Origin of the sequence: Ornithinimicrobium ciconiae, assembly GCF_007197575.1 — a bacterium.
Taxonomy (GTDB): domain Bacteria; phylum Actinomycetota; class Actinomycetes; order Actinomycetales; family Dermatophilaceae; genus Ornithinicoccus; species Ornithinicoccus ciconiae.
On sequence record NZ_CP041616.1, the window covers coordinates 2832847 to 2848640 of the forward strand.

At 68.6% G+C, this 15794-nt stretch carries 16 protein-coding genes and 2 pseudogenes; 2 read left to right on the forward strand and 16 right to left on the reverse strand.

Features of this window, described 5'->3' with window-relative positions:
* Positions 1-144: 144 nt before the first annotated feature.
* From FNH13_RS13020 to FNH13_RS13040, 5 genes are read right to left on the reverse strand one after another with little or no spacing between them, the layout of a single operon-like run.
* A complete protein-coding gene (locus FNH13_RS13020) occupies positions 145-1116 on the reverse strand; it encodes a tyrosine recombinase XerC (protein WP_407669897.1) in 972 nt (323 codons plus the stop codon).
* A gap of 50 nt (positions 1117-1166) precedes the next feature.
* Positions 1167-1844 (reverse strand): murein hydrolase activator EnvC family protein, encoded by a 678-nt coding sequence (locus tag FNH13_RS13025; protein ID WP_143783812.1) that lies wholly within the window; start codon positions 1842-1844, stop codon positions 1167-1169.
* On the reverse strand, positions 1841-2956 hold the full coding sequence (gene dprA, locus FNH13_RS13030) for a DNA-processing protein DprA (protein ID WP_143783813.1): 1116 nt from the start codon (positions 2954-2956) through the stop codon (positions 1841-1843). The genes FNH13_RS13025 and dprA overlap by 4 nt, the downstream gene beginning before the upstream one ends.
* A 34-nt stretch (positions 2957-2990) precedes the next feature.
* Complete coding sequence (locus tag FNH13_RS13035) at positions 2991-4526, reverse strand: YifB family Mg chelatase-like AAA ATPase (protein WP_143783814.1); 1536 nt, start codon at positions 4524-4526, stop codon at positions 2991-2993.
* Positions 4526-4894, reverse strand: a complete 369-nt coding sequence (locus FNH13_RS13040; protein ID WP_202878777.1) for a YraN family protein — start codon at positions 4892-4894, stop codon at positions 4526-4528. Before FNH13_RS13040 ends, FNH13_RS13035 begins: the two co-directional genes overlap by 1 nt.
* 443 nt (positions 4895-5337) lie before the next feature.
* On the opposite strand from FNH13_RS13040, the gene FNH13_RS13045 reads away from it, so the two are divergent.
* Together FNH13_RS13045 and FNH13_RS13050 are read left to right on the forward strand one after the other, a co-directional pair.
* Positions 5338-6852: a hypothetical protein gene (locus FNH13_RS13045; protein WP_143783815.1), complete on the forward strand. Its 1515-nt coding sequence runs from the start codon at positions 5338-5340 to the stop codon at positions 6850-6852.
* A 165-nt stretch (positions 6853-7017) separates the two neighbouring features.
* A complete protein-coding gene (locus FNH13_RS13050; protein WP_143783816.1) occupies positions 7018-7653 on the forward strand; it encodes a hypothetical protein in 636 nt (211 codons plus the stop codon).
* A 62-nt stretch (positions 7654-7715) separates the two neighbouring features.
* On the opposite strand, the gene FNH13_RS13055 is transcribed toward FNH13_RS13050, so the two are convergent.
* The 11 genes and pseudogenes from FNH13_RS13055 to FNH13_RS13100 form a co-directional block, all read right to left on the reverse strand.
* Positions 7716-8036, reverse strand: a complete 321-nt coding sequence (locus FNH13_RS13055) for a DUF2469 domain-containing protein (RefSeq protein ID WP_143783817.1) — start codon at positions 8034-8036, stop codon at positions 7716-7718.
* 7 nt (positions 8037-8043) lie between these two features.
* Positions 8044-8820, reverse strand: a complete 777-nt coding sequence (locus FNH13_RS13060; protein ID WP_143783818.1) for a ribonuclease HII — start codon at positions 8818-8820, stop codon at positions 8044-8046.
* The gene (gene lepB, locus FNH13_RS13065) at positions 8813-9643 is read right to left on the reverse strand and encodes a signal peptidase I (protein ID WP_228266394.1); all 831 of its coding nucleotides are present in this window, start codon (positions 9641-9643) and stop codon (positions 8813-8815) included. Before lepB ends, FNH13_RS13060 begins: the two co-directional genes overlap by 8 nt.
* Before the next feature lie 221 nt (positions 9644-9864).
* Entirely contained in the window at positions 9865-10224 is a 360-nt protein-coding gene (gene rplS / locus FNH13_RS13070; protein ID WP_143783820.1) for a 50S ribosomal protein L19, read from the reverse strand.
* 274 nt (positions 10225-10498) lie between these two features.
* Positions 10499-11200, reverse strand: a pseudogene (trmD, locus tag FNH13_RS13075) (tRNA (guanosine(37)-N1)-methyltransferase TrmD); the annotation flags it as partial.
* A gap of 1 nt (position 11201) precedes the next feature.
* Positions 11202-11708 carry a ribosome maturation factor RimM gene (gene rimM / locus FNH13_RS13080; protein WP_143783822.1) on the reverse strand — a complete coding sequence of 169 codons (507 nt, stop codon included), beginning with the start codon at positions 11706-11708 and terminating at the stop codon, positions 11202-11204.
* Between the two features lie 156 nt (positions 11709-11864).
* Positions 11865-12107 (reverse strand): RNA-binding protein, encoded by a 243-nt coding sequence (locus FNH13_RS13085; RefSeq protein WP_143783823.1) that lies wholly within the window; start codon positions 12105-12107, stop codon positions 11865-11867.
* 5 nt (positions 12108-12112) lie between these two features.
* The gene (locus FNH13_RS20060; RefSeq protein ID WP_456093889.1) at positions 12113-12373 is read right to left on the reverse strand and encodes a sunset domain-containing protein; all 261 of its coding nucleotides are present in this window, start codon (positions 12371-12373) and stop codon (positions 12113-12115) included.
* 144 nt (positions 12374-12517) lie between these two features.
* Positions 12518-13009 (reverse strand): annotated as a pseudogene (gene rpsP / locus FNH13_RS19310) (30S ribosomal protein S16); the annotation flags it as partial.
* A gap of 456 nt (positions 13010-13465) precedes the next feature.
* The gene (locus FNH13_RS19105) at positions 13466-13996 is read right to left on the reverse strand and encodes a DUF559 domain-containing protein (protein WP_165700108.1); all 531 of its coding nucleotides are present in this window, start codon (positions 13994-13996) and stop codon (positions 13466-13468) included.
* A gap of 601 nt (positions 13997-14597) precedes the next feature.
* Positions 14598-15710: an amidohydrolase family protein gene (locus FNH13_RS13100; RefSeq protein ID WP_143783825.1), complete on the reverse strand. Its 1113-nt coding sequence runs from the start codon at positions 15708-15710 to the stop codon at positions 14598-14600.
* Positions 15711-15794 lie beyond the last annotated feature (84 nt).

Consider the following 15794-nt stretch of genomic DNA (forward strand, 5'->3'; position numbering starts at 1 on the left):
GAGACTACCGCCAGCAGGGTGGGCCGGGGCGACGAGGGCAGGGTCTTTGACCAGGCCATGACCGGAGCCAGACCAGGTGCGGAGGAAGGTGGGTCGTCGGGCGCGCGGATGTGCGTGACGGCGGCCGCCCGAGCCGGTCGACGGTCAGGCGCGCGGGTGGGCCTGACGGTAGGCCGCTCGAAGCCGGTCGACCGACACGTGCGTGTAGATCTGGGTGGTCGCCAGGCTCGAGTGCCCCAGCAGTTCCTGGACGGTGCGCAGGTCCGCGCCGCCCTCGAGCAGGTGGGTCGCCGCGCTGTGCCGCAGCCCGTGCGGACCAAGGTCCGCAGCGTCGGGGACGTGGGTCAGCAGGTCATGGACCACGGTGCGCACCTGTCGTTGGTCGACGCGGCGGCCGCGCCGTCCGAGAAACAGCGCCGGGCCGGACTCGCCGGTCACCAGGGCGGTCCTGCCTCGGTCCAGCCAGGTGCGCAGGGCCTCGCCGGCCGGGGCACCGAACGGCACGGTGCGTTCCTTGTTGCCCTTGCCCAGCACGCGGGCCACCTGACCGGCAAGGTCGACGTCATCGACGTCTAGCCCGGTGAGCTCACCGACTCGGACGCCGCTGGCATAGAGGAGCTCAAGGATGGCCCGGTTGCGCAGGTGGATGGGGTCGTCATCGTCTGCTGCGACGGCAGCGATCTCCATCAGGTCGCTGGCCTCACTCTGCTTCAGGACACCGGGCAGCGTCCGGCCCTTGCGCGGTGCTCCCAGTCGCAGGGCGGGGTCGGTCTCCACCAGGCCAGTGCGCTTGGCCCACCGGAAGAAGGTGCGAGCCGCCGCGGACCGGCGGGCGATGGTCGAGGCCGACGCCCCGCCCTCAGCCTGGTCACCGAGCCAGGAACGCAGGTCGGCAAGGGTGGTGTCGGGCAGGCCGGTGACTCCCGCCGCGGCAAGTGCCTCAGACATCGCGGTGATGTCACCGAGATAGGCGCGGACGGTGTGCTCTGAGCGATTGCGTTCTGCCTCCAGGTGCCGCCGGAAGTCAGCCAGCACATCCTCAGGGACCACCGGGGCGGCGGTCGCTGTGGACTCCTGCTGGCGCTGTCCCGAGGCGGGGCGAGGCGAGGTCGGCACGCCTCCACGGTGTCACGACTCGGTCCGTCGGTGGGTCCGCGACGCGCGCATCAGTCACCGTGCGGGAGCAGGGTCAGCTCACGTGGTTGGATAAACTGCAGCGGATCCAGGTAGGTCCGCTCACCCCGGACCGCTCCCAGGTGCAGGCACAGCCTCACGAGGCAGTGGCTGCCGATGTCACCCAGGTGGCCGATCTGATCACCGGCGCGCACGTCCCGTCCCTCGGCGATCCGGTCGGTCACCGGCTGGTAGGTGCTGCGGATCCCGTTCGGGTGCGTGACCGACACGATGCCGATGCCGGCAATGCGCCCGCTATAGCTCACTGTCCCGTCGTCCACGGCCAGCACCGGCGCAGCCTGGGTGCCGACCAGATCGATGCCTCGGTGGCCAGGCAGCCAAGGCCGGTCCGGTGGGTCGAAGGCCTTGACGACCTCCGGCTGGCCCGGCAGCGGCCACTGCCAACTCCCCCGGGGTCGCACGTCCGCAACGGCTGTGTCGTATGCCGTGGCAAGACCTGCCGAGGCGGTGACACCCAGCGCTCCGCCCACGTTGGCGACGGTGACCACGATGTCCGCGATCTCCTCGACGTCCTCGACGTCCTCGACGCCAGGGTCCTGCTCCTGCACCTCCCGCTCACCAGGGTGAGAAATCCCCGGCGACACGGCACCGCTGAGGGCGATCACGGCGGCCACGGCTCCCGCGAGCACACCCTGCAGCTGGCCACTCATGCCCGCCCCCACCCGTCGAGCCGCAACTCAGCCAGACCGCGCCCTTGGAGCTCGCCGAGGGCCCCGAGGACCTCACCCGCCGACAGTCCCGCCTGCACGGTGACTTCTTCCACGGACTTGGACCGGAACGGGGCGAGCGTGCCCCAGACCTGCCGCGTCACCGGATCGAGATCGTCCTCCACGCGCGTCGGTCCCCTCTTGGCCGGGGCGAGGTCCTCGGTCCCGATCTGACCAAGCAGGTCGATCACCTCGGCGGCATCGGTCACCAGGACCGCCAGCTGCTCCCGGATCGCCTGGTGGCAGCCGGCCGAGACCATGGAGGTCACAGGTCCGGGGACGGCCGCCACGGGACGTCCCAGACGAACAGCCGCGTTGAGCGTGTGGCGGGCACCGGAGCGCAGTCCGGCCTCGATCACCACGGTGCCGGTCGCGAGCGCGGCGATGAGCCTGTTGCGTGCCAGGAACCTGCTGCGCGTGGGGGCCGACCCTGGGGGCACCTCGCTGATGACGGCACCGGCTCGGGCAATCTCGCGCAGCAGCTCCGAGTGCGCGCTCGGATAGGGCCGGTCCACCCCTCCAGCCAGCACCGCGACCGTGGACGCCTCGACAGCCAGGGCCGCGCGGTGCGCCGCTGCATCGATGCCGAACGCCGCCCCCGAGACGACGGTGAACCCACGAGCGGCCGTCCCTGCCGCGATCTCAGCGGACACGTGATTGCCGTAGGCCGTGCTGGCCCGGGCTCCGACGATGGCCACGCTGCGGTCGGCCAGGTCGGTCACCTCGAGAGGGCCCCGCACCCACAGCGCCCACGGCGGCACCTCGAGGTCGTCCAGGGCTGTCGGCCACTCGGGTTCACCCGGCACCAGCACGCGGGCTCCGAGGCGGTCCAGGATCTCGGCGTCACGCTCGATGCTCAGTGTGTCGAGGCGAGCAGTGAACCGGTCCACCACCTTGCCGGAGGGGCCGACGCCTCCGCGCCGGACGATGTCAAGGGCACCCAGGAAGCCGAAGCTGTCGATCAGCGCCGTGGCCACCGAGTCGAGGGGCTCGGCGAGACGGGCCCAGGCCAGTCGGGCCGTGCGCTCATCCGTCACACCGGGCAGAGTCCTCATGCCGCCACCTCCACGGCCGCCCTGTTCGGCGCTCTCATGCCGCCACCTCCGAGCTGGTGCGCAGCGCCAAGGCCTGACCGAGGTGCTCCCGACCCGGCCGGTCGGCACCCGCCAGGTCCGCGACCGTCCAGGCAACCCGCAGACAGCGGTCATAGCCGCGCAGGGTCAACTCCCCACGATCCATCGCTCGGTCCAGGGGCGTGGTGACCGACCGAGGCAGGCGCCACACGCTGTCGCGGAGCAGGCTGCCGGGCACATCGGCGTTGACGGTCCACCCCGTGTCCGCCCAGCGCTGCCGCTGGGCTTGCCTCGCAACCAGAACCCGGCGGGCCACCACCGACGTCGGCTCACCCGGTGGTCCACCGAGCGCGGCTAGCGTCACCGGCAGCAGGCTCACCCGCACGTCGATGCGGTCGAGCAGAGGCCCGCTGAGTTTGTTGAAGTAGGTCCGCCGGGCCAGTGAGGTGCACTCACACCGCTCCCCCTTGCCGACCGCGCGACCGCATGGGCAGGGGTTGGCAGCGGCCACCAGCTGGAAGCGCGCTGGCAACCGGGTCTGCCGGTCGGCGCGGGCGATGACGACCTCGCCGCTCTCCAACGGTTGCCGGAGTCCATCGAGCACGTCACGGCGAAACTCCGGGGTCTCGTCCAAAAAGAGCACCCCGCGATGGGCCTGCGACACGGCCCCGGGCCGCACCCGCGCGCTGCCGCCACCGATCACGGCGGCCATCGACGCGCTGTGGTGCGGAGCGACGAACGGGGCGCGGACCACCAGTGAGTGCCGGTCCTCCAGCGCCCCGAGCACGGAGTGCACCGCGGTGACCTCCAGTGCCTCGGACCGGTCCAGCGCGGGGAGCAGTCCGGGAAGCCGCTCGGCCAGCATCGTCTTGCCCGCACCGGGGGTGCCGACCATGAGCATGTGATGTCGGCCGGCAGCCGCGACCTCCAGGGCCGCACGTGCCTCCGGCTGGCCCACAACATCGCACAGGTCTGGTGCACCGCCTCCACTGTCCTGGGGCTCAGGGACAGGCACCGCCCGCGGGCGCGCGCCCGCGTGGACTGACAGGTGCAGGTCGATCGCCTCACGCAGGCTGGCCACGCCATAGACCGTGACGCCCGGCACGAGCGCCGCCTCGGCGGCGTTGGCCGCCGGGACGATGATGGCCGTGCGGCCTCCGGCGGCCGCTGCGGCAACCATCGGCAGGACGCCGGCGACGGGACGCACCGCGCCGTCCAGCCCGAGCTCGCCGATGTGGACCACTCCCTCGGCCACCCGCGGTGGAAGCAGGTCGCTGGCGACCAGCTGGGCGACCGCGATGCCCAGGTCAAAGCCGCTGCCGGTCTTGGGCAGCCAGGCAGGGGTCAGGTTGATCGTCCAGCGCCGTTGCGGGATGGACAGACCACAGCCCTCTGCCGCTGCCCTGACCCGGTTTGGCGCCCGGGAGCAGGCCGCGTCGGGCAGCCCGCTCATGGCCATGGCCGGCAGGCCCTGGGCCATGTGAGCCTCCACCTGCACCAGCTGGCCCTCCACGCCGCTCAGCGCCACGGCGTGGGTGCGTCCCAGGCCCATCAGGCCACACCCTTGAGGTGCTCGACCTGGGCCGGGCCACGGGCCGGTCGCAGGACACCGATGACGTCGACCCGCAGCTCGGGTGCGTGTGTGTCGTGCGCGCGCAGCCAGCTGATGGCCAGGCGCCGCAACCGCGCTGCTTTGGCCGGTGTCACGGCCTCCACCGGTGACCCAAAGGCCGTCGATCGTCGTGTCTTGACCTCGCAGAACACCAGGCACGCGCCGTCCCGCGCCACGATATCCAGCTCCCCCTGGGCACAACGCCAGTTGCGATCGAGCAACTCATACCCCAGCCCGGTGAGGTACTCGCCTGCCAGCCGTTCGCCATACTCCCCGATCGCGCTCGCGACCCGGTGGGACATTCCCATCTCCACCACCTCCGCCCCCACTGTCCGACTCGGCGGACGGAGCGTGGGGGTGGCGATCACAATCTGTGGGTGACGGCGGCTCCCAAAAGTGGCTGTGGAGAACGATCTTCGGCCGCAGTGTCCCGGATCTGGGTCTTCCGGTCACCCCGCGGGAGAGCTCCGCCTGTCCGGTCCCGCGTCAACGGTCCTGCCTTTTCGTGCACGATGCCGATCCCGATGGACCCTTGCTGCGCGGCCTCCAGGTACCTAGCGTCGGTCATACGATCGCGGCAGTGAGGGTGACGATGACGAGCACAGGCCAGCACGCCACACCCCGGTCCAGCGAGCGCTCCAGACGACCGAACTCGCCCACCCCGCGAGCCAGGACTCCACAGACCGCCACGTGCGCTCCGCGTGTCGCCGGTCCCGCACCAGGCAGTGGCACGGCGCTGCCGCCGGCCGGCGTGCTGCAGCGGCTGGCGGGCAATCGCGCCGTGACCGACATGCTGGAGCGACCCGTCCAACACGAATCACGTGACACACCCCAGGCCCCGCCCCCCGAGCCCGTGGCGGCTGACGCGATCGTCGACCAGCATGGTGCCGCCGTAGCGATGCTGGAAGAGAAGGTCGAGCGGACGGTGGGTCAGACCGATGAGGATGAAGCCGCACCTGAGCTCGCGTCCGAAGAGACCGTCGCGCAGTTGCCGGGATTGCTGGCGGAGGTTGACGCGCAGTATGCGCGCATCGCGGCCGACGTGCAGCAACTGGTCGCCGCGCCAACCCATTTCACCGGCACCTCACCCGCTCACACAAGGCACGTCGGGGCTTCTGCTCAGTGGAATCCCCTCGGGGCACAGACGGCCACGCCATCAATTCAGCGGGTCAAGACCACAAAGCATGACAGAAACTACTTCAAGCGCACAAGGAAACTGTCGGCGAAACTGGAGAAGAGTAAACTGGTGATCGGCGGCGCCGAGTACGCCGATTTCAGGAAAGCTCGGCGCAAGGCGAAAGCGTACGCACGGAAACTCGACAAGAACCGCTCCGCATCGCAATTAATGTACCAGGCGTACACCGCGAAGAAAACGGGGGCGGTCCACCCGACCTGGAACATCTTGGTCCACGCGACCAAGATGTACAAGTACCTGGACCGCATGAACGTCACCAAGGAACGGGTGCGCTGGTTCCAGCACAAGGCGCCGACAGGATTCACGCGTCGGAGCATGCGCGCAGCGCTGCAACCTGGTGCGAAGAATCTTATGGTGGGCTCGAACAGGAGTGGTACCCACGACTTGTACTGGGGTGAGCCCACACTGAGCGCTCGCAAAGGAAGCAGCGGCTCGGCGCTCTACATCAAGGGTCACTTGCTCAACGATCACCTCGGCGGAGGCGGGCTGGCCCACAACCTCGTGCCGCTCACGGCCGACAAGCAACGTGGCGCCAAGAACAAGACGGGCAGCAACGACGCGAACGGGGAACACAACAAGCAAATCGAAGAGCCGATCAAGAAACTCTTGACGGGGAAGACCCAGATCAAAGAGACTCTGAAATATCGCGTTGATTCTCTAGCACCCGATCCCGATGCAACCCGGGTCACGAACACGCAGCTCGTGCGGAAGTACGCCCACGCGTTCGACGCCGCCGCGAAACTACCAGCGAACAGTTCCCTCACGACGGGTGAAGTCCGTGATGCGATTGAGACCGCGGATGCATCACTGGACGGCATCGGCAAACACCTTCTGGCGGCAATCGGAACTGGGCATCTGAAATCACCGTCAGCTGCCGCTTCCCTGCTCCTCGACAACGCGACGCTCTGGGAAGCGGAAAACGCGGTCATCCCCGGCGGCATCGAGTGTTCGGCCACTTACTCCGATGGAGTGACAGTAACGACTCCGCTGACGAAGTCCGGGCACCCCATGCGCAAGTTCGAGATCCGCAACGTGCTACCGACAAAGTTCACCGCACCGTATCGACCATAGGGCCACACCACCCGTTGGCGGATGCCGTTGAGCGGGCCGTCAGCCGCGGTCCAGCTTGGTCAGATCGAGGTCGGACTTGGCGCTGCAGTCGACTTCGAACGTGGCCCCGCTTGATGTATCTACTTGCGGGGAGATACTCCCGTACGTGCAGTGTACTGTCTGGACATGCGACGGCGCATAGGGAGAGCAAGGCGGCGTACACCCGCCCTCGCCGTGGGCTGTGGGCTGGTCTTTGTGCTGGCAGGCTGTGGTGGACTCGAGGCTGAGGACCAGTCGACTGCGGACCCAGTTGCCACCGAGTCCTCGCTCAACGCCACGGCTCAAGGCACGACTGCCGTTGGGGAGACCCCGCGCGACGCTGCGATGGACCGGCAACAGCGATTCGAGGCGCAGGCAGCCTGTCTCACAGATAAGGGTTTCACCTCGGTCGCGGGCCCAGACGGGGTGATGACTGAGGTTGCTGAGGATCAGGACGAAGCATTCATGGAGGCGAGCCAGCAGTGCACTCAGCACGTCGACGCTCAACTTGGTCCTGACCCCGCTGCAGCGGTCTTGACCGAAGAGGAGCTGGGCGAGCAGTACGACGCACTCTTGGGGGTGCGCGACTGCCTGGTGACCGCCGGACATCCCGTCAGCGATCCACCATCACGTGAGACCTGGATCGCGTCCGCTCTGCTGGTGCAGGACGCACTCCAGGAGGCAAAGCCGGGAGACAACCGGGCCATGGACCTACCGTGGAACCCCTACGACGACATCCAGTCAGTCGCCGCAACCGAGCAGTGCCCCATCCCAATACCTTGAGGCCTAGACGCCGCGCGATGGGGAACGGCGCCAGCCCGGCGCTGCCGAGGCGCGTTTGAGGCTCAGCGCTGGTCTTTGAACAGTGTTTGATCGAGGTCGGACTTGGCCAGCTCCTCGACGTTGACGTCCTTGAAGGTGATGACACGCACCTTCTTGACGAAGCGCGCCGGGCGATAGACGTCCCACACCCAGGCGTCGGTCATCGTCACCTCGAACCAGGTCTCCCCGCCGCCGGTGCGCACCTGCACGTCCACCTCGTTGGCCAGGTAGAACCGCCGCTCGGTCTCCACAACATGGCTGAACAGGCTCACGACATCGCGGTACTCGCGGTAGAGCTGCAGCTCCATGTCGGTCTCGTACTTCTCAAGATCCTCAGCGCTCATGCTTGGTTCATCTCCCTCGCCTCGGGCGGGACGCGTCGTCCCGCAGCGTGTTGCCGGTGATGTTCATGCCGGTGATATTCCTGCCGGTGATATTCCACGACCGGCGGTGGTGCGCGCACGGCCCCAGGGTGCGCAGGGCGGCTTGGTGCTCCGGAGCGGCATAACCCTTGTTCAGTTCCCAGGAGTATGCCGGGTGCTCGGGGGCGAGCTGCACCATGTGGTCGTCGCGGGTCACCTTGGCCAGGACACTGGCGGCAGCGACCGAGGAGCACTTCAGGTCCGCCTTGATCATGGTCCGCACCGGCACCTGTGGTGGTCCGGTCGGGTCGGCCAGCGCGAGCAGTCCCTCACGGCTCGGGTCGGTGAGCCAGTCGTGGTTGCCGTCCAGCACGATGAGGTCGGGAGTCACCTCGAGCTGGGCCAGCGCCCGCTCGCCTGCAAGGCGCAGTGCAGCCATGATCCCGATGGCGTCGATCTCCTCGGGCCAGGCGTGGCCGACTCCCCACGCACGTGCCCATTGCTGGATCCGGGGGACCAGACGCTCGCGTGCCTGCGCGGTGAGCAACTTGGAGTCCTTGACGCCCTGCGGCGCGCTGCGGCAAGTCTCGTCGATGGCGACCACGCCGACCGACACCGGTCCGGCGAGGGCGCCGCGGCCGACCTCGTCCATGCCGACCAGCACGGAGTGACCCTCGCGCATCAGGGCACGCTCCAGCCGCAGGCTCGGTCGGGTGGTCCGCGGCGGGGTCCGCCGACGGACCACCGTCACGGCGTGCTCAGTCATCGGACGGTGACTCCTGGTCGGGCACTTCGCCGAACACGTCGCCAGGGTTGGTGAAGGCATGGAACCGGTCCAGCGGCCACACCAGGGCAAAGGCCTGTCCGACGACGTTGTCCGCAGGGACCGAGCCAGCGGTGCCGGAGCCGTCGTCGTGCGCCCGGGAGTCCCGGGAGAAAGATCGGTGGTCGCCCATCATCCAGTAGTGGTCCGGCGGCACGACGATGTCGAAGTTCTCCAGGCTCGCCTCGTCGCCGGCATAGAGGTAGGTCTCGTCCAGAGGCGCACCGTTGACGGTGATGCGCAGGTTGTCGTCGCAGCACACCACGTGGTCCCCGCCGACGCCGATGACCCGTTTGATCAGGTGGTTGCTCTCGCCCTCGGGTGCCACGCCGACAAACTTCGCCACGTCGTGCAGGACCTCCATCACCGGTCCGCGGTCACTGGGCGGTGCCTGGGGCAGCCAGCCGCCGGGGTCCTCAAAGACGATGATGTCTCCACGGTCGACCGCCATCGGGCCCGCCTGGATCTTGCTCACCAGCACCCGGTCGCCATAGACGAGGGTGGACTCCATGGAGCCCGATGGGATCCAGAAGGCTTGGACGAGGAAGGTCTTGATGAGGAAGGAGATCAGCAGGGCCGTGACTCCGATGATCAGCACCTCGCGGACGAAGTGCAGCACCGGATGGCGCGTCGGACGCGAGCGGGCGAGCGCCGTCGCGCCACCGCCAACCGGGGTGCCTACCGTCTCCCCAAGGGCCGCCCGCCGGGCAGCAGTGCGCTCCCCCTCGACCGCCTGGCTGGCCGGGTCGCTCACACCTGTGCCCACGCTCTCCTGCTCTGGTCGTGGGTCGTGCGTCACGGGGTGTGTCCTGTCTGCCGAAGTCATTGCTCTCAGTATGCGGTCATGCCGAACCCTAGTACGCGCAGGTCGGCGATTCGGTGCCCGCCGATGGCCCGGCAGTCAGCTGTCGGCAAGGAAGTGCGGACAGCAGAACCGCCCCGTGCCTTGGGCCTCGGGGCGGTTCTAGGAGTATGCCGTGACGCGCCTCAGTTGGAGGGGGCGTTCTCGCGCTTCTCGCGGATCTTGGCGGCCTTGCCGCGCAGTTCGCGCAGGTAGTAGAGCTTGGCGCGACGCACGTCACCACGGCTGACGACCTCGATCTTGTCGACGTTCGGGGAGTGCAGCGGGAAGGTGCGCTCGACACCGACGCCGAAGCTCATCTTGCGGACCGTGTAGGTCTCGCCGATGCCGCCGCCGTGACGGCGGATGACCACGCCCTGGAAGATCTGGACACGGGAGCGGCTGCCCTCGATGACCTTCACGTGGACCTTGATGTTGTCGCCGGCGCGGAAGGCCGGGATGTCGGTGCGCAGGCTGGCTGCGTCCAGGTCGTCGAGCTTGTGCATGGTGTGTCGCTTTCTCGTCGGTGCCACAGGTCACCCACGGCGGTGTGCCGTCGCAGTGGACGGTGGTGGTCAAGGGGTGTGTCTGCCCGTCCTGACCGCACTCTTCCCCCTGTGGCAGGGGCGCGGTGTCGTCGTCCGGGCGGACGCAAGGGACAAGTTTGCCACATGCAGGGCCGCTGGAGCCAATCCGCGGTTCCGTCTGGAACGCCCTGCGTGGCCGGCCCGCTCAGCAGCGGGTCGCAGGTGCCCGGCCGTCGTGGGCAGGTCAGTCAGAGAGCAGGTCCGGACGGCGCGCTGCGGTGCGTCGGAGACGCTGCTCATGGCGCCAGTCCGCGATCGCCCCGTGGTTGCCGGACAGGAGGATCTCGGGGACCTCGCGGCCGCGCCAGGAGGCCGGCTTGGTGTAGACCGGATACTCCAGCAGCCCGTCCTCGTGCGACTCCTCGACGAGGGACTGCTCGTTGCCGATGACGCCGGGGATGAGCCGGGCGATCGCCTCGACCATCGACAGCACGGCGACCTCTCCCCCGTTGAGCACGTAGTCGCCGAGGGAGATCACCGAGACCGGCATGCGCTCGGCGGCCTCCTCGTAGACCCGTTCGTCGATGCCCTCATAGCGTCCGCATGCGAACGCGAGCCACGGCTCGGTCGCCAGGTCGCGTGCGGTCTGCTGGGTGAACGGGATGCCACCGGGTCCGGGGATGATCAGGTGCGGGACCGCGCCGGTCTCGGCACCCTCCTCGTGGTGACCCCCGACCAACTCGTCCAAGGCCTCCCCCCACGGTTCGGGCTTCATCACCATGCCGGCGCCCCCGCCATACGGGGTGTCGTCGACGGTGCGGTGCCGGTCGTGCGCGTGCTCGCGCAGGTCGTGGACACGCAGGTCGATCAGCCCCTCGCGGCGGGCTTTCCCGATCAGGCTCAGGTCCAGCGGCGCGAGGTAGTCCGGGAAGATCGTGATGACGTCGAGGCGCACGTCAGTCCCCCAGCTCCAACAACCCCTCGGGCGGGTCGATGACGACGCGTCCGGCCTCCTCGTCAACCTCGGGCACGAGCTCCTCGACGAAGGGCACGAGCAGCTCACCTCCATCGGTGCGGCGCACCTCGAGCAGGTCCTGGACCTCGCGCGTATGCAGTGCGCTCACCTCCCCCACGACCGTCCCGTCGGTCAGCACGACAATGAGACCGAGCAGGTCGTCCTCACGCCAGGCGTCGTCCTCCTCGGTTGCCTCGTCCTCGTCCTCGAGCAGGATCCGGGTGTTGCGCAGGGCCTCAGCCCCGGTGCGGTCGGTGACGCCCTCGAAGCCGAGCAGATAGGTCTGCTGGTGCAGTCGCACGGAGCGCAGGGTCAGCGGGCCGCGGTCTGGCTCGGTGCTGAACTCGGTGCCGGGGGTGAACCGCTGCTCCGGTGCATCGGTGTGGACCTGGACGGTCACTTCACCCTTGAGGCCATGGGCCTTGCCGATACGGGCGACGACGAACACGCGGGCTCCTGTTCTGACGGTGGGGACTCAGGGATGGGACGCAGCTGTGCACCTGGGGTGACCGTGGCGTTCCCGACTGGCTGGTGCCACACGCACGGGAGGGGTATGACGGGCTGTGGCCTCGTCATACCCCTCCCGGGTGTTGCGTGGTCGGGCTCAGCGAGCCCGGTCGGTGTCGACGATGTCGACGCGGACCTTGTCGCCACCGGCGAGCGCACCCATGACGGTGCGCAGCGCGCTGGCGGTCCGGCCGCGACGGCCGATCACCCGGCCGAGGTCCTCGGGGTGCACGCGCACCTCAAGGACGTCGCCGTGGCGAACGTTCTTGGTGCGCACGGTCACGTCGCCGTCGTGGTCGACGATCCCTTTGACGAGGTGCTCCAGGGCCTCTTCGAGCATCGGACTCAGCCCTCGGCCTTGTCGGTGCCGATCTCGGCACCGGCGTCGGCGGACTGCTTGGCAGCGCCACCGGCCGGCTCGAAGCCAGCAGCCTTGGCGGCCTCAGCGGAGCGGAACCACACCTCGGCGGCGGTGGCGTCATACCACTGCGAGCCCTCGACGTGATACTTCATCGAGTCCTTGTTGCCCTTGACGGTGAAGCCCTCGGGGGCCGAGCCGTCCTCGGTCGCGGCGGCGGAGTCGGCGCCGAAGCCACCGTCAACCAGCGCGGCCGGAGCGGTCGCCTCGGGAGCGGTCTCCTCGGCCTTCGCGTCGTCAGCCTTGGCCTCCTCGGCCGGAGCCTCGGTCGCAGCAGCCTCGTCGGCCTTCTCGACCTTGGGAGCGTCGTCCTTCTTGGCCTCGTCCTTCTTGGCCTCGTCCTTCTTGGCCTTCGGCTCAGCCTTGGTGTCGTCGGCCTTGGCCTCGTCCTTCTTGGCCTTCGGCTCAGCCTTGGTGTCGTCGGCCTTGGCCTCGTCCTTCTTGGCCTTGCGCGGCGTGTCGGCCGTGCTGGCCTCCTTGCCCTCGGCGGCAGCGAGAGCGGCCTCGTAGAGCGCCTTCTTGTCCGGGCGCGGCTCGGCGACCTTGAGGGTGCCCTCGGCGCCCTCCTCGCCCTTGAACTTCTGCCAGTCGCCGGTGACCTTTAGCAGTGCGGCGACCTGCTCGGTCGGCTGAGCGCCGACGGAGAGCCAGTACTGCGCACGCTCGGAGTCGACCTCGATGAGCGAGGGCTCCTCGGAGGGGACGTAGCGACCGATTTCCTCGATCGCACGACCATCGCGCTTCTTGCGGCCGTCCATGACGACGACGCGGTAGAACGGTGCACGGATCTTGCCCATGCGCTTCAGACGAATCTTGACAGCCACGAGTTCGGGTGTCTCCTCATTCTTGGTCAGGGTGAACGCCCGCTTGCCCACGTGGGGAAACACGCGCGGGGCGGATGCTCGGGAACACGCTGGGGCCGGAGAGAGGGGCCGGACCGCAGACGGGTACCGGATCATTGTGCCAGATCACGCGACCCCCGACGAACCGCCGCCACTCCACCGCAGCGTGCACCCCGCGCCCAGCCGCCCCATCTCCAACCTGGGCACGCTTATCCCGGCTGGGACACGGCTATAACCGTGACACCGACCAAACAAGCGTGCCCAGCCTCACCCCAACCAACCTGGGCACGCTTAGCCCGGCTGGGACACGGCTATAACCGTGACACCGACCCCACAACCGTGCCCAGCCTCCCGCCAACCCACCTGGGCACGCTTAGCCCGGCTGGGACACGGCTATAACCGTGACACCGACCCCACAACCGTGCCCAGGCGACGGGATCAGCTCGCGGGTTGCCGCTGAGCGAGCGCGAACCCGGCGAGCACCTTGGCACGCACGCGCTCCGGGTGCGCCAGATCCGCCCAGGTGAGCCGCACGACGGTGTAGCCGAGAGAGCGCAGCCAGTCCTCACGCTTCTTCTCCTTTATCAGGTCCTCACGGGCGTCGTACTTGCCGAGGCCGTCGAACTCCACGACGGTCCGCTGCTCACGGAAGAGGAAGTCCACCCTGCCGACGAACTGGCCGCTGTCGGTGATGCCCGCCTGGAGCTCGGGTTCCGGCAGGCCCATCAGGTGGAAGATCCAGCGACAGCGCGACTCCCCCGCGGACTCCGAGTTATCCCGGGCGTGTTCGGTCACCCTCCGAGCGCGTTCTAGGCCGTGCCCGTAGCCCCCGGCCGACAGGGCCGCGGCAAGGTCCTCACGCGTGCACAGGTTCATTCGCAGGCATCCGTCTGCGCTGACCAGACCTGCCTGGACCCCGAAGGCTGCCGCCACCTGGAGGGCTGCTCGCGCAGGCTTTACGACCCTCACGCCGTGCTGCTCCGTCACCCACCGCGCATCAAGAGGTGCGTGGACCCGCAGCAGACTGCCGCTGTGCCCTCGCCGCCCGTCGATGCGGACGGCGTGCACCCGGTCGTCGACACCATAGAGTGGGACACCAAGGACCGACAGGGCGCTGTGATGGCTCAGTGCCAAACCCGTGTCATCCTCCCGACCGTGCATGATTGCTCGCGCGCGTAGTCGGTGCCGCTCCCAGACTGGTGCAGCTGCCCACCGCACCGCATCGACCAGGACGTCACGCCGCAGCCGGATCAGGTGACCCGAGCGCACAGCCTGAGCTGTCGCAGCGGCGGAGATCCCGGCCCTTGCCATCCGTCCCGCTGATGCCACCCCGTCGTGCACTGCCAGCCATGCGCTGATCTCAGCATCCATAGCCCCACCGTGCCCAAGTTGGCGCGCGGCTGCAGGAAATAGTCCACAGGCCCACTCCTGCTACACACCTGGGCACGCTTGCGGCGTCTGTGTCACGGCTATATCCGTGACACAGACCTTCTTCGCGTGCCCAGGTCGGTGCCGAGCTCAGGGGTAGTGCGACCCGAGGGCCCGTCCGCGTGCCCAGGTCAGTGCCGGCTCAGTGGTGGTGGCGGCCCTGAGACTCGTGGGCATGACCTCGGAGTATGACGCGGTGCGGGTCAGCCATCGTCCTCAAGTCCTCACGGGGGTCGTCGCGGTAGACCACCAGGTCCGCAGACTCCCCCTCGGCGATGCCGGGCCGGCCCAGCCACTCCCGCGCAGCCCACGTGGCGGCGCCGATCGCCTCGACGTTGCTCATGCCGGTCATCGTCAGCGCCTCGATCTCGCGCGCGACCAGCCCGTGCGGCAGCTGCCCTCCGGCGTCGGTGCCGACATAGACCGGCACCCCAGCCTCCCGCGACTTGGCGACCGTCTCGTAGCGCCGCTCATACAGATCCATCATGTGATCGGCATAGGTCGGAAACTTCCCACGTCCCGCTTCGGCGAACTTCGGGAAGTTGTCGATGTTGACCAGCGTCGGCACGATCGCGATCTGCTGCTCGGCGAAGGCGTCGATCGTGTCGTCGAGCAACCCGGTCGCGTGCTCGATGCAGTCGGTGCCAGCCGCCGCGAAGTCACGCAGCGATTGCTCACCGAAGCAGTGCGCCGTGACCCTGGCACCCTCCTCGTGAGCTGCGGCGATCGCTGCGGTCAGGGCCTCGACCGGCCAGCAGGTGTTCAGGTCCCCTGTTTCCCGGTCGATCCAGTCCCCCACGAGCTTGACCCAACCGTCACCACGTCGCGCTTCCTGGCGGACGAACTCGACCAGATCCTCCGGCTCGATCTCGTGAGCGAAGTTGCGGATATAACGTCGGGTCCTGGCAATGTGCCGGCCCGCGCGGATCAACCGAGGCAGATCCTCCCGGTCCTGGACCCACGAGGTGTCCGCCGGGCTCCCCGCATCCCGCAACAACAGCGCTCCGGCGTCCCGGTTAGCCAACGCGTGTTCCTCAGCGCGCTCGGGAGGGACTGCACCCGTCGCCTCCAGCCCCACGTGGCAGTGGGCATCCACCAGTCCCGGCAACGCCCAGCCCTCGACCGTCTCAACGTCTCCGGCGTGCCCCGTGGGTGCCGTCAGACTGATCCGACCATCCACCACCCAGATCTCATCACGCGTCTCCTCAGGGCCCACCAGCACCTGACCTCGCACGTGCAACACGGGCTGACTCATCGACTCCGGCCTCCTCGCAGGTTCCAGTCACCGCAGGCTAGCGGTCTCAGACGTCTGCTGCTGGGTACGTCGACGCTCGCCAGC